Consider the following 13,134-nt stretch of genomic DNA (forward strand, 5'->3'; position numbering starts at 1 on the left):
GACCCGCAGTCCCTGGACAAGCGCGCCCTGAATCCGTCGGGACGAGACCTCCAGCATGGAGGTCACCGACCGAACAGGAGCCACCTCATGCCCACCTCCCTCGACATCTCCGTCCCGGATCTCGCCGGAAAGCTGGCGGTCGTCACCGGCGCGAGCGACGGCGTCGGATTCGAGATCGCCTCGCGTCTTGCCCGCGCCGGCGCCGACATCGTCCTTCCCGTCCGCAACCAGCAGAAGGGAGAGGCGGCAGCCGCGCGCATCCGGGAGCGGACGACGGATGCCACGACCGTCGTCCGCTCGCTCGACCTGTCGTCGCTCGACTCGGTGTCGGCGTTCGCCGACGGCCTGCTCCGCGACGAACGGCCGATCGACATCCTCATCCTGAATGCCGGCGTCATGAACCCGCCGACGCGTCGACTCACCGCCGACGGCTTCGAGCTGCAGCTCGCGACGAACCACCTCGGGCACTTCGCCCTGATCGCCGGGCTGATGCCGCTTCTGCGCGAGGGGCGTGCCCACGTGACGAGCCAGGTGAGCATCGCCGCGGATCAGGGCACGGTGAACTGGGACGACCCGAACTGGAGCCGCCACTACGACCCGATGAAGGCGTACAGCTCGTCGAAGATCGCGTTCGGACTGTTCGCGATGGAGCTGCACCGGCGTTCGCAGGCGGCCGGATGGGGCATCCGGAGCAACCTCTCGCACCCCGGCATCACGCCCACCAATCTGCTCTCGGCCCAGCCCGGCATGGGTCGCCCCGAAGACACGACGGCGGTCAAGGTGATCCGGACGCTGTCGCGCCTGGGCATCCTGGTCGGCACTCCCTCCTCGGCGGCGCTCTCCGCCGTCTACGCGGCGACCAGCGCGGATGCGATCGGGGGCCGACTGTACGGGCCGAAGGGCTTCCGCCACCTGGGCGGACTCCCCGCCGAGCAGCCGGTGTACTCGCGCCTCGCCAGCGAGGAGGACGGCCGACGCATCCGGGACCTCTCCGAACAGCTCACCGGCGTGCGCGTGCCGGTGTGAGCTACCAGATCGTGCCGCCGCCGAGCGAGATGCCGCCCCACGTGAGCGCGATGAAGATCGCGGCGAACACGACCGGTGCGATGCCCTTGCCGTTGCGTGCGAGGCCCTTGAGGAGCGCGATCACGGCGAGCACCGCGGCGACGATGGAGAGGCCGCCGCCGAGGATCAGACCGATGAACAGCGGGATGGGCATGAGCACGAGGCCGGCCAGCGCGAACCAGAACGCGGCCCAGGCCGTCGGGTTGGAGCGGCGTTCGACGGAGGAGGTCATGCGTCCATTATCCCGTGCGGGCGATCCGCGCCCCGCAGGGCGCGGATCGCTCTCCGCGCCGTGTCGCGTCAAAACGGGTTCGGGGTCAGCGTGTACTTGGTCTGCAGGTACTCGTGGATGCCCTCGGCGCCGCCCTCGCGGCCCAGGCCCGACATCTTCCAGCCGCCGAACGGCGCGGCGGCGTTGGAGACGACGCCCATGTTCAGGCCCATCATGCCGGTCTCGAGGCGCTCGATCATGCGCTGGCCGCGGGCGAGGCTCTCGGTGAAGACGTAGGAGACCAGGCCGTACTCGGTGTCGTTGGCCAGACGCACCGCGTCATCCTCGGTGTCGAAGGGGACGATGGCGAGCACCGGTCCGAAGATCTCCTCGCGCAGGATGTCCGAGCCGGGCTGCACGTCGGTGACGACGGTGGGCTCGTAGAACGTGCCGGGCCCCTCGACCTCGCTGCCGCCGGTGGCCACCTTCGCGCCGCGCTTCACGGCGTCCTGCACCAGCTGCGACGCCTTCGCGACCGCACGGTCGTCGATGAGCGGCCCGATCGTCACGCCCTCCTCGGTGCCGCGGCCGACCTTGAAGCCGTTCACGCGCTCGGTGACGCGGCGGGCGAACTCCTCGGCGACCGAGCGGTGCACGATGAACCGGTTCGCCGCGGTGCACGCCTGGCCGATGTTGCGGAACTTCGCCGCGATCGCCCCGTCGACCGCCATGTCGAGGTCGGCGTCGTCGAACACGACGAAGGGGGCGTTGCCGCCGAGCTCCATCGACGTGCGCAGCACGCCCTGCGCGGCCTGCTCGAGCAGCCGCTGACCGACCTGCGTCGACCCGGTGAACGACAGCTTCCGCAGCCGCGGGTCACGGATGATCGGCTCCGACACCGCCCCCGACGTCGAGGTGGTGAACACGTTCACCACACCCGCGGGCACGCCGGCGTCTTCGAGCAGCTTCGCGAAGTAGAGGGTGGTCAGCGGCGTCAGCTCAGCCGGCTTGATCACCACGGTGCAGCCGGCGGCCAGCGCCGGCGCGATCTTGCGGGTCGCCATCGCGAGCGGGAAGTTCCACGGCGTGATCAGGAAGCACGGCCCGACGGGATGCTGTGACACGATCATGCGGCCGGTGCCCTCCGGGTTCGCGCCGTAGCGGCCCTGCACGCGGGAGGTCTCCTCGCTGAACCAGCGCAGGAACTCGCCGCCGTACGCGACCTCGCCGCGCGCCTCGGCCAGCGGCTTGCCCATCTCGATCGTCATCAGCAGGGCGAAGTCCTCCTTGCGCTCCTGCAGCAGATCGAACGCGCGACGCAGGATCTCGGCCCGCTCCCGCGCCGGCGTCGCCGCCCATCCGGGGAACGCCTCGACGGCCGCATCGAGCGCGGCCTTGCCGTCCTCGGGCGACGCGTCGGCGATCTCCTTGACCGTTTCGCCGTTGGACGGGTCGTAGACCTTCAGCGTCCTGTCGCCGGATGCCGCACGCCACCGCCCGCCGATGAACAGCCCGTCGGGCACGGACGCCAGCAGCTCGGACTCACGGGTTTCGGTGATCGTCGTGCTCACGGGGACTCCCTCGTCGGTTCCGGATGCCGCCCGTCGCGGCATCCGCTCATTCGATGTCTACCGGGCCAATTCTGCCCGCCGCCGCCGGGGCGGCCGATGTACGCGCTGTACACCGGGGATGGTTGTTTCGCCGGCCTGGACGCGATCAGCCGGCCAGGACCGCAGGCTCCTGCTGCGGCAGGAAGGACTGCGCGAAGAACGCGGCGAGTTCGTCGTGCGCCTGCAGTGGCAGCACCGCGGCGACGTACTGGTCGGGCCGCACGACGACGACGACGCCGTCGCGCGACAACCCGCGCTCGGCGAAGATGTCGTCGGTCGTCCACGCGCTCGGCGCGGCGGCGTAGACCTTCTCCCAGTCGGTGAGCCCGAGCGGTCCCGTCTGGGGGAGGAACGCCTCGGGCACGCGCGCGAGGTCGACGTCCTCGTAGCGCTGCTGGTAGATCACCTTGACGTCGAAGACCGCGTCGACGTCGGCGCCCGCAGGGGTGAAGCGACGCACGGGTGAGTCCGGCGACGCGATGAACTCCGCCCAGGCGGAGAGGGCGGATGCCTCTCCCGCGGCCGGCGCGTCGGCGAATGCGTACACACGCCACCGCCCGTCGGCCTTGGCGTGGTGGCCGAGGTGCACCGCGTTGCCGTCGCACACGCGCACGACCTCCGCGGACTTGAAGCGCTTGCCCAGCGGGAAGCCCTCGGCCAGCGCCTGGTGCGCGGCATCCGTCACGATCATCGACGGGCCGTACTGCGTCATGAAGCCCGATGGGAACTCGGCGGTGCCGAGGTAGTAGTTCGCGAGCTCCTGCGGGTCGGAGATCTCCTCCGGCTTGCGCGCCATGAGAGAGGACCACTCGCGGTCGAAGTCGATGAGCTGCTGCGCGACCGGCTGCCGCTCGGCCGAGTAGGTCTCCAGCAGTGAGGCGGGACTCAGCCCGGTGAGGACGTGCCCCAGCTTCCAGCCGAGGTTGAAGCCGTCCTGCATCGAGACGTTCATGCCCTGGCCCGCCTTCGCGCTGTGCGTGTGGCACGCGTCACCGGTGAGGAAGACCCGCGGGGCGTGCCCCTGGTCGACGTCGACGTCGTCGAACTTGTCGGTCACGCGGTGGCCGACCTCGTACACGCTGTGCCACGCGACCTGCTTCACGTCGATCGTGTACGGGTGGAGGATCTCGTTCGCGCGGCGGATGATCTCTTCGATCGGCGTCCGGCGCACGCGGTGCTCGTCGTCGGCTGCCACTTCGCCCAGGTCGATGTACATGCGGCTGAGGTAGCCGCCTTCGCGCGGGATGTGGAGGATGTTGCCGGCACTGGAGTTGATCGCGCACTTGGTGCGCCAGTCCGGGAAGTCGGTGTTGACGAGCACGTCCATGACGCCCCACGCGTGGGCCGCGAACTCGCCGACGTGCTTGCGCCCGATCGCCTCGCGCACACCGCTGCGGGCGCCGTCGGAGCCGACCACGTACTTGGCGCGCACCGTGCGCTCCTCACCGGCCCGCTCCCCCGCGACGTGGCGCAGGCGCACCTCGACGGGATGCTCGCCCTCGCCGTGGACGGTCAGGCCGACGAACTCGATGCCGTAGTCGGGGACGATGCGGCCGGGACCCTTCGCGGCGGCGTCGGCGAAGTAGTCGAGCACCCGGGCCTGGTTCACGATCAGGTGCGGGAACTCGCTGATCTTGAAGGCGTAGTCCTCGGTGCGGGCGGTGCGCACGATGTCGCGGGGGTTCTCGGGGTCGGGACCCCAGAAGTTCATGTAGGCGATGTTGTACGCCTCGGCGATGATCGGCTCCGCGAAGCCGAACGCCTGGAAGGTCTCGACGCTGCGGGGCTGGATGCCGTCGGCCTGCCCCAGCACGAGGCGACCGTCGCGCCGTTCGATGATCCGCGTGGTGACGCCGGGGAACTGCGACATCTGCGCGGCGAGCAGCATGCCCGCCGGCCCGGAGCCGACGATGAGCACGTCCATCTCGTCGGGCAGCTCGGCGGGGCGGTCGATGCCGGTGCCGGCGGCGTCCTGCACGCGGGGGTCGCCCGAGACGTAGCCGTGGTGGTGGAACTGCATCGTGTCCTCCTCGGACGACGGTGTCGAGGGCTTGTGAGCCTGGGCGAGGTGTTCTATATTCGAACACATCGTTCTACTATTGAACAGATCGTATACGACCTGCCGCGCAGCGGCAAGACTGCGAGCACACATGGCCCCTCCGCGCAGCAGTTCGGCGCCGGCGTCGCAGACGCTGAGTCGCGGCATCCGGATCCTCGAAGTGCTCGCCGACGCGCGCGGGCCTCTCACGATCGACGAGATCGCGCGCCGCCTCGAGGTGCACCGCTCGGTCGCCTACCGGCTGCTGCGGACGCTCGAGGACCACGGCCTGATCGAGCGCGACTCCGCGGGACGCGTCGAGCTCGGCGCGCGCATGGCCGCCCTCGCGGCGGGCGTCGCGCACGACCTGCAGGCCGAGGCCCTCCCCGAGCTCACCGCCGTGGCCGGAGACCTCGGCGCGACCTGCTTCCTCTCAGTGCTCGACCACGACGAGTGCGTCACGCTCTCCAGCGTCGAGCCGCGGCACGCCGTGAACCCGGTCGCGCAACGGCCGGGCACGCGGCATCCGGTCACCCGCGGCGCGCCCGGCAAGGCGATCCTGTCGCTGGTGCCCGAGCGATCGTGGCCGGACGGCGTCGGCGACGACCTCGCCGGCGAGATCCGCGATGCCGCGGCCCGCGGCTGGGCGACGAGCCACGACGAGGTCATCCCGAGCCTGCGCGCGGTCGCGGTCCCCCTGGCCGTGCGGGGGCGCGGACCGGCGGCGATCGCCGTGGTGTTCGTGGCCAGCGCGCACAGCGACGACGCCATCGCGCAGCGGCTGTCGCGCTCGGCCTCCGCCATCAGGGACGCGCTCGGCGGCTGACCCGTTCCGGGGGGCGGGGGTCAGGCCGTCGTCGGGAAGTCCGTCACGAAGCGGATGTTGTACTCGGCGACCCGCTGCGGGACGCCCGCGAACGCCTCGGCCCGCGCCTCGGACGCCATGTACTCCTTCTCGAGGGCGGTGAACGCGTCCTCGTCGCCGGGCGCGCTGACGGCCCATACGAACTCGTTCGTCTCGGGCAGGCCGTAGGCGAACTCGACCGTGAAGCCGGCGGCGGGCCGGACCCTCGGCATCCATTCGGTCCACCACGCGACGAACGCGTCGTACTCCCCTTCGACGAGCGTGTACCGGCGCAGCTGGATCGTCTTCATGAACCCATCTTGGCCGAAGTCATATACTCGACTCGTCCGGCGGCACCGAAGCCCGCCGGTGCTCGAAAAATGGGCACGCAGCGCGAAGCGCGAGACACATACGGCCTGATCCTCCGTTCCGTCTCGAAAGGCTCCGCCATGCCCACCGTCTCCGCGCACGTCGCGCTCACCCTCGCCCGCCACATCGACCACGTCTTCGGGGTGATGGGCAACGGCAACGCGTACTTCCTCGACGCGCTCGAGCGCTCCACCGACGTGCACTTCACGGCCGTGCGCCACGAGGCGGGCGGCGTGGTCGCCGCCGACGCGTACCACCGCGCCTCCGGACGCCTGGCCGCGGCGACCGCGACCTACGGTGCGGGGTTCACCAACACGATCACCGCTCTCGCCGAGGCCGTGCAGGCGCACGTGCCACTCGTGCTCGTCGTGGGCGACGAGCCCACGTCGGGACCGCGCCCGTGGGACGTGGACCAGATCGCGCTCGCGTCGGCGGTCGGCGCCCGCACCTACACCGTGGGGCGGGCGGATGCCGCGGCCACGACCGTCATCGCCATCGAGCACGCCCTCACCTACCGGGTGCCGACGGTGCTGGCGATCCCCTACGACGTCGCGGCGCGCGACGCCGGGCCGGTGCCGGAGGCTCCGGAGCCCCGGCTTCCCGGACCGCTGGTGCCCGCCGGGCCGTTCGCCGAGGGCGCGGTCGAGGGCATCGTGGATGCACTGGCGTCGGCGGCGCGTCCCTTCCTGCTCGCCGGCCGGGGAGCCTGGATCTCCCGCGCCGGGGAGGCGCTCGGCGACATCGCCGACGCGGTCGGCGCCGTGACGGCCTCCACCGCGCTCGGGCGGGGCGTGTTCCCGCGCGGCGAGTTCGACTTGGGCGTGACCGGCGGCTTCGGAGCCGAGGGTGCCATGGAGCTCGTGCGCACGGCCGATGTGGCCGTCGTCTTCGGGGCATCCCTCAACCAGTTCACGATGCGCTTCGGCGACCTGTTCGCGCCGGGGACCCGGGTCTTCCAGGTGGACGTGACGGGCGCGGCGACCCACCCGCACGTCGGCGGCTTCGTGCGCGGGGACGCCGCCGTCGTGGCGCGTGCCGTCGCGGAAGGCCTGCGCGCGCGAGGCGCGGCGCCGAGCGGCTGGCGCGAGTCGATCGACGTGGCGGCGCTGCGCACCTACGAGCCGGGCGACCGCGCCGCACCCGACGGACGCCTGGACCCCCGCTCGGTGGCGGCGCGCATCGGCGAACTGCTGCCCGACGACCGCGTGGTCGTGTCGGACGGCGGGCACTTCATCGGCTGGGCGAACATGTACTGGCCGGTCGCCTCCCCCGACCGCATGAGCATGGTCGGCACGGCATTCCAGTCGATCGGGCTGGGCTGGCCGTCCGTGCCGGGCGCGGCGCTCGCGAAGCCCTCGTCGACGGTCGTGCTGACGACCGGCGACGGCGGCGGACTCATGGCGCTCGCCGATCTCGAGAGCGCCGTGCGGGTCGCGGGCGGGCGAGGACTGGCCGTCGTCTGGAACGACGCCGCCTACGGCGCCGAGGTGAACCTGTACGGCCTGAAGGGGCTCGCGAAGGAGCCGATGCTCATCCCCGAGGTCGACTTCGCCGCCCTCGCCGCGGGAGTCGGCGCCGAGGGCGTCGTCGTGCGGGCGCTCGAGGATCTGGACCGGCTCGCGACCTGGGCGGCCGAGCCCGAGGCATCCCGCCGCTTCCTGGTCCTGGACTGCCGCATCTCGGGCGCGGTCGTCGCGCCGTATCAGCTCGAGATCATCCGCGTGAACTCCTGACGGGCCGAGCCGGGCTACTCCCCCTTGAAGTCGGGGCGGCGCTTCTGCTGGAACGCGGCGAAGCCCTCGCGGTAGTCGGCGGTGGTGCGCAGCGCCTCCTGGGCGCGCGCCTCCTCGGCGACGGCATCCCACAGCCGCTCCCCGCGCAGCCGGGCGATCAGGCGCTTGGAGGCGACGAATGCCGCCGTCGGGCCGGATGCCGCGACCGTGGCACGCTGCTGGGTGAAGTCGAACACGTCCTCGACGGGCATCGCCCGGCTGAACAGGCCCGCTGCGACGGCTTCCGCGCCGGTCATGAGCTCGCCGGTGTAGATGAGGTCGAGCGCCCGGTGGGCGCCGAGCCGCTCGTAGAGCAGGGCGTGGCCGCCGGAGTCCAGCATCGCGCCCAGGCTCGCGAACGGCGAGCCGATCTTGGCGTCATCGGCGACGTAGACGACGTCGGTCGCGATCGCGAGGCCGAGCCCCACCCCGAGGCATGCGCCGTGGACGGCCGCGAAGGTCGGCGCAGGGAACGCGGCGATCCTCCGCATGAGCGTCTCCACGCCCGCGAGGTACTGGGGCACGTCGTCGGTCAGGGGGTCGACGCCGGCGATGTCGCGGCCCGCGCAGAACGCGCGGCCCTCGGCCCGCAGCACGAGCGCCCGGACGCCGGCCTCTTCGGCACTGCGATAGGCGGCATCCATCTCCCCCAGCGCCCGCAGCGAGAGGGCGTTGAGCTTCTCCGGCGCGTTGAGGACGACGTCGGCCACGTCGCCGGTGATGGACAGTTCGATCATGCGTTCCTCCTCAGACGTCGTAGTCGACGACCACGGTGTCGGTCGTCGGGTGGGATTGGCAGGTGAGCACGTAGCCGCGCTCGAGCTCGTCCGGCTCGAGCGCGTAGTTCTCGGTCATCGTGACGGAGCCCTCCAGCAGCCGGGCACGACAGGTGCCGCACACGCCGCCCGCGCAGGCGAAGGGCACGTCGGGGCGCACGCGCAGCGCGGCGTTGAGGATCGACTCGCGCGCCGAGACCGGGCTGTCGACGGCCTGCGACTGCCCGTCCAGCGTGAACTCGATGCGGCGCACCGGCTCGTCCGCGGCCACGGCGACGGGCCGGCCCGCGGCCGGCTCAGCCCGCTCGCCCTCGCCGGTGGTGAACAGCTCGTAGCGCACGTGTGCCGGGTCGACGCCGATGTCGGCGAGCGTGTCGCGGCACAGCTGCACCAGCTCGAACGGCCCGCAGAGGAACCACTCGTCGACGGTGTCGGGGAGCACGAGGTCGCCGAGGATGCGCCGCAGGCGCGGCTCGTCGATGCGCCCCGACAGCAGCGGCGCCGTGCGCTGCTCGCGCGAGAGCACGTGGTGCAGCGCGAGGCGCGTCGGGTAGCGGTCCTTGAGGTCGGAGAGCTCGTCGAGGAACATAACATCGAGGCTCGAGCGGTTCGTGTAGACCAGGGTGAACCGCGAGGTGGCGGAGCGCGCGAGCACCGTCGCGGCGAGCGCCATCAGCGGCGTGATGCCGGACCCCGCCGCGATACCGGCGACGTGCGCGTCGTCCAGGTCGGCCAGCTTCGAGGTGAACGTACCCTGCGGGCTCATGACGTCGATCTGGTCGCCCACCCGCAGCTCGGTCTGCGCCCACGTCGAGAACAGGCCGCCCGAATCGCGCTTGATCGCGACGCTGATCGTGCGGGGGCCGTCGCCCCCGCCGCCCGAGTCCGCCGCCCGGCACAGCGAGTACGACCGGCGCAGCTCGTGCCCGTCGATCACCTTCCGCAGCGCGACGTGCTGACCGGCGAGGTAGTCGAAGTCGCCGCGCGCCTCCTCGGGGATGGCGAAGGTCACCTCGACGGCGGCATCCGTCAGCGGCCGCACCGCGGCGACGCGGAGCGTGTGGAACCGCGCGCGGTGCCTCGCGCCGCGGGGACCGCCCACCGCGGTCGTCAGCAGCGTCTCGGCGATGCGCCGGCGCTCGGCGTCGGCGAGGTCGTCGGGCCGCATCAGTGCGCCTTGAAGTGGTCGAAGGGCTCGAGGCATGCGCGGCACTCGTAGAGCGCCTTGCACGCGGTCGACCCGAACCGGGCGACTTCGCGGGTGTCGAGCGACCCGCACCGCGGGCACCGCACCGACAGCCGCACCGGGATCGGGCCGCGCACCGCCGCCCGGCCGGTAGGCGGGGCGATGCCGTAGTCGACGAGCTTGCGCTTGCCGGCATCCGTCATCCAGTCCGTCGTCCACGCGGGCGCCAGCACGAGCCGCACGTCGACGTGCTCGAACCCGGCCGCGGTCAGCGCGAGCACGACGTCGTCGCGGATCGCGTCCATGGCGGGGCAGCCCGAGTAGGTGGGGGTGATGGTGGCCGTGACGCGGCCGCCCTCGACCACGACGTCACGCAGGACGCCGAGATCCTCGATGGTGAGGACCGGCACCTCCGGGTCGAGGACGGAGGCCGCCACCGCCCATGCGCGGGTGCGCGCGGGGTCTCCGTCTCCCGTCGCAGCCTCGAGACGTACCGTTCGCAGGAGCGTCTCGTCCCGCGCCCACGCGCGCCCGCGGGAATCCGCGGGTGTGCCCGCCGCCGAGACGCCCGATCCTGCAATCGGCACAGAGCGGCCGGCGGAAGCTGCCGGCGAGGGAACCGCCCCGGTCACCATGTCGCCCCCGGGTGCGCTCGCGCGAGCACCTGCATCTCGGCGAGCAGGTACCCCAGCGTCGAGAAGTGGGCCCCGCGGCGTCCGCCGGCCGACGACACCGGGCCGGCCGGGACCTCGACCTCCGCTTCCGCGAAGACCGCCGCGATGACGGCGTCGAACCCCGGCTGCAGCGCCGACGGGCGCACCGCGACGTCGCCGAGCCGGTCGATGAGCGGCTCGTCGCGGAACAGCTCGCCGACGTACGGCCACACGTCGCCGACGGCGCGCACGATGCGCCGCCGCGACTCGTCGGTGCCGCCGGCCAGGCGCAGCGTCCACTGCACGGCGTGGTCGCGGTGGTACTCGACCTCCTTGACCGCCTTGCCGGCGATGGCCGCGAGGGTCTCGTCGGAGGATCCCTGCAGCGCGGTGTAGAGCTCGAAGAGGTACACGGATGCCACCAGCTGGCGCGCGATCGTCTGCGCGAAGTCGCCGTTGGGCTGCTGGAAGAGCCAGGCGCACCGGAACTCCGGCTCGTCGCGCCAGTAGGCCAGGTCGTCCTCGGTGCGTCCGTCGAACGAGCCGGCGTAGTGCAGCAGCGACCGCGCGTGGCCCAGGAGGTCGAGCGCGATGTTCGCCAGCGCGACATCCTCTTCGAGCTCGGGCGCCCGCGCGATCCAGGCACCGAGCTGCTGCGACAGGATCAGCGCGTCGTCGCCGAGCCACAGCGCGTACTCCGCGACGTCGGCCGACGGCGCGCGGCCTTCGCCGCCGGCGAGCTCGGCCGAGAGCGCGATCCGCTCAACGGTGACGTCGCCGTGAGCGTCGCCGCCGAGATCCGGTGCCTGGGCGTGTCGGAGGGTCACAGGTGCGGCACCCCCTCCGAGGCCGTGTAGTAGGTCGCGTGCCGGTAGTTCTTGCCGGCGGGGCTCTCGAAGAACGCGCCCTTGGAGTCGGGGTCGCTGGTCGTGATGGCGTCGGCGGGCACGACCCAGATCGACGTGCCCTCGCCGCGCCGGGTGTAGAGGTCCCGCGCATTGCGCAGCGCGAAGTCCGCATCGGGCGCGTGGAGCGACCCGGCGTGCACGTGCGACAGGCCGCGCCCGGCGCGCACGAACACCTCCCACAGCGGCCACGATTCGCGGTCGGAGAATCCGGGGGTCGGCATCATGCCACCGCCTTCTGCGCATCGAGCGCCTGCTTGCGGGCGTACTCGGCGGCGGCCTCGCGTACCCACGCGCCCTCCTCGTGGGCGTTGCGTCGGTTGCGGATGCGCTCGGCGTTCATCGCGCCGCGACCGGCGATCACCTCCTGCAGCTCGCTCCAGTCGATCTCGCTGGTGTGCCAGCGTCCGGCCTCGTCGTCCCAGCGCAGTTCGGGGTCGGGGAGCGTGACCCCGAGCACCTCGGCCTGCGGCACCAGCATCCCGATGAACCGCTGCCGCAGCTCGTCGTTGGAGAACCGCTTGATGTTCCACGCCATCGACTGCGCCGAGTTGGGCGAGGCGTCGTCGGGCGGCCCGAACATCATCAGCGACGGCCAGTACCAGCGGTCGACGGCATCCTGCGCCATCGTCCGCTGCGCCTCGGTGCCCTGCATCAGCGTCAGCAGGATCTCGAAGCCCTGGCGCTGGTGGAACGACTCCTCCTTGCAGATGCGCACCATCGCCCGGCCGTAGGGGCCGTACGAGGCGCGGCACAGCGGCACCTGGTTGCAGATCGCCGCGCCGTCCACGAGCCAGCCGATCGCGCCCATGTCGGCCCACGTGGGCGTCGGGTAGTTGAAGATCGACGAGTACTTCGCGCGGCCTTCGATGAGCTGCTCGGTCATCTCGTCGCGGGTGATGCCGAGGGTCTGCGCGGCGGAGTAGAGGTACAGGCCGTGGCCCGCCTCGTCCTGCACCTTGGCCATCAGGATGGCCTTGCGCTTGAGGCTCGGCGCCCGGGTGATCCAGTTGCCCTCCGGCTGCATGCCGATGATCTCGGAGTGCGCGTGCTGCGAGATCTGGCGGATCAGCGTCTTCCGGTACGCAGCCGGCATCCAGTCGCGCGGCTCGATGCGCGAGTCGGCTTCGATGATCGCGTCGAAGGCCGCCTGCTCGGCGGTCTCGGCGGACGTCGCATCGGTCGTCATCGTCGACTCCGTTCGGTTCCTGAGCCTGTCGAAAGGATTACAGACCGTTCGTTCAGTAAAAGTGTAGTACGGCGACGGATGCCTCGCCACGACCTCACACCGACTCCTCGGGTCCGGCCCGGCGCGTGGTGAAGGAGCGCCCGCGGAACTCCGCCACGACGTCGCCCGTCTCGTCGGTGACCGTCACGTCGTAGAGCCCGCTGCGGCCGGTCACCGCCACGCGGCGCGCGTGTGCAGTGAGCGTCTGCCCCGCGCGCGTCGCCTTGAGGAACGAGATGTCGGCCCCGGCCGCCACCGTGACGGCGGGGTCGCCCGCGAAGCCCGGATCCGCACCGTTGCACGCCATCGCGAACGCGGTGTCGGCGAGCGCGAACACCATCCCGCCGTGCGTGATCGCGAAGCCGTTGGTCATGTCGTCGCGCACCCGCATCGACACCACCGCCTCCCCCGGCTCGTCGCGCTCGACGACCATGCCGAGCGCCGCCGACGCCCGGTCGCGCCGGAGCATGGGCCGCT

The 13,134-nt window shown here is 71.8% G+C and carries 14 protein-coding genes; 3 read left to right on the plus strand and 11 right to left on the minus strand.

Annotation, left to right across the window (positions count from 1 at the left end; genetic code table 11):
• Positions 1-87: 87 nt before the first annotated feature.
• Positions 88-1,026, plus strand: coding sequence for an SDR family oxidoreductase (locus ACZBH1_RS01815; RefSeq protein WP_463645307.1), 939 nt, complete (start codon positions 88-90; stop codon positions 1,024-1,026).
• Position 1,027: 1 nt separating this feature from the next.
• Here ACZBH1_RS01815 and ACZBH1_RS01820 read toward each other — a convergent pair whose 3' ends face one another.
• From ACZBH1_RS01820 to ACZBH1_RS01830, 3 genes are all read right to left on the minus strand, one after another.
• Positions 1,028-1,297 carry a hypothetical protein gene (locus ACZBH1_RS01820; protein WP_336398369.1) on the minus strand — a complete coding sequence of 90 codons (270 nt, stop codon included), beginning with the start codon at positions 1,295-1,297 and terminating at the stop codon, positions 1,028-1,030.
• Positions 1,298-1,365: 68 nt separating this feature from the next.
• Positions 1,366-2,835, minus strand: a complete 1,470-nt coding sequence (locus ACZBH1_RS01825; RefSeq protein ID WP_463646643.1) for an NAD-dependent succinate-semialdehyde dehydrogenase — start codon at positions 2,833-2,835, stop codon at positions 1,366-1,368.
• A 157-nt stretch (positions 2,836-2,992) separates the two neighbouring features.
• Positions 2,993-4,906: an FAD-binding monooxygenase gene (locus ACZBH1_RS01830; protein ID WP_463645308.1), complete on the minus strand. Its 1,914-nt coding sequence runs from the start codon at positions 4,904-4,906 to the stop codon at positions 2,993-2,995.
• Positions 4,907-5,036: 130 nt separating this feature from the next.
• Between ACZBH1_RS01830 and ACZBH1_RS01835 the strand changes: the two genes are divergently transcribed.
• Positions 5,037-5,750 (plus strand): IclR family transcriptional regulator, encoded by a 714-nt coding sequence (locus ACZBH1_RS01835; RefSeq protein ID WP_463645309.1) that lies wholly within the window; start codon positions 5,037-5,039, stop codon positions 5,748-5,750.
• Between the two features lie 20 nt (positions 5,751-5,770).
• Here ACZBH1_RS01835 and ACZBH1_RS01840 read toward each other — a convergent pair whose 3' ends face one another.
• Positions 5,771-6,079 carry a hypothetical protein gene (locus ACZBH1_RS01840; protein WP_463645310.1) on the minus strand — a complete coding sequence of 103 codons (309 nt, stop codon included), beginning with the start codon at positions 6,077-6,079 and terminating at the stop codon, positions 5,771-5,773.
• 138 nt (positions 6,080-6,217) lie between these two features.
• Between ACZBH1_RS01840 and ACZBH1_RS01845 the strand changes: the two genes are divergently transcribed.
• Positions 6,218-7,870: a thiamine pyrophosphate-binding protein gene (locus tag ACZBH1_RS01845; RefSeq protein WP_463645311.1), complete on the plus strand. Its 1,653-nt coding sequence runs from the start codon at positions 6,218-6,220 to the stop codon at positions 7,868-7,870.
• A gap of 14 nt (positions 7,871-7,884) precedes the next feature.
• Here ACZBH1_RS01845 and ACZBH1_RS01850 read toward each other — a convergent pair whose 3' ends face one another.
• The 7 genes from ACZBH1_RS01850 to paaI all read right to left on the minus strand — a co-directional run bounded on the left by ACZBH1_RS01850 (position 7,885) and on the right by paaI (position 13,126).
• Positions 7,885-8,646 carry an enoyl-CoA hydratase/isomerase family protein gene (locus ACZBH1_RS01850; protein ID WP_336398364.1) on the minus strand — a complete coding sequence of 254 codons (762 nt, stop codon included), beginning with the start codon at positions 8,644-8,646 and terminating at the stop codon, positions 7,885-7,887.
• A gap of 10 nt (positions 8,647-8,656) precedes the next feature.
• Complete coding sequence (gene paaE, locus ACZBH1_RS01855) at positions 8,657-9,853, minus strand: 1,2-phenylacetyl-CoA epoxidase subunit PaaE (RefSeq protein ID WP_378882329.1); 1,197 nt, start codon at positions 9,851-9,853, stop codon at positions 8,657-8,659.
• Complete coding sequence (paaD, locus tag ACZBH1_RS01860; protein ID WP_463646644.1) at positions 9,853-10,374, minus strand: 1,2-phenylacetyl-CoA epoxidase subunit PaaD; 522 nt, start codon at positions 10,372-10,374, stop codon at positions 9,853-9,855. Before paaD ends, paaE begins: the two co-directional genes overlap by 1 nt.
• A 125-nt stretch (positions 10,375-10,499) precedes the next feature.
• Positions 10,500-11,351, minus strand: coding sequence for a 1,2-phenylacetyl-CoA epoxidase subunit PaaC (paaC, locus tag ACZBH1_RS01865; protein ID WP_463645312.1), 852 nt, complete (start codon positions 11,349-11,351; stop codon positions 10,500-10,502).
• Complete coding sequence (gene paaB / locus ACZBH1_RS01870; RefSeq protein WP_336398610.1) at positions 11,348-11,653, minus strand: 1,2-phenylacetyl-CoA epoxidase subunit PaaB; 306 nt, start codon at positions 11,651-11,653, stop codon at positions 11,348-11,350. The genes paaC and paaB overlap by 4 nt, the downstream gene beginning before the upstream one ends.
• Entirely contained in the window at positions 11,653-12,618 is a 966-nt protein-coding gene (paaA, locus tag ACZBH1_RS01875; RefSeq protein ID WP_336398361.1) for a 1,2-phenylacetyl-CoA epoxidase subunit PaaA, read from the minus strand. The genes paaB and paaA overlap by 1 nt, the downstream gene beginning before the upstream one ends.
• A gap of 94 nt (positions 12,619-12,712) precedes the next feature.
• A complete protein-coding gene (gene paaI / locus ACZBH1_RS01880; protein ID WP_463646645.1) occupies positions 12,713-13,126 on the minus strand; it encodes a hydroxyphenylacetyl-CoA thioesterase PaaI in 414 nt (137 codons plus the stop codon).
• Positions 13,127-13,134 lie beyond the last annotated feature (8 nt).

The sequence above is a fragment of the Microbacterium sp. ZXT2-5 genome, assembly GCF_055329545.1.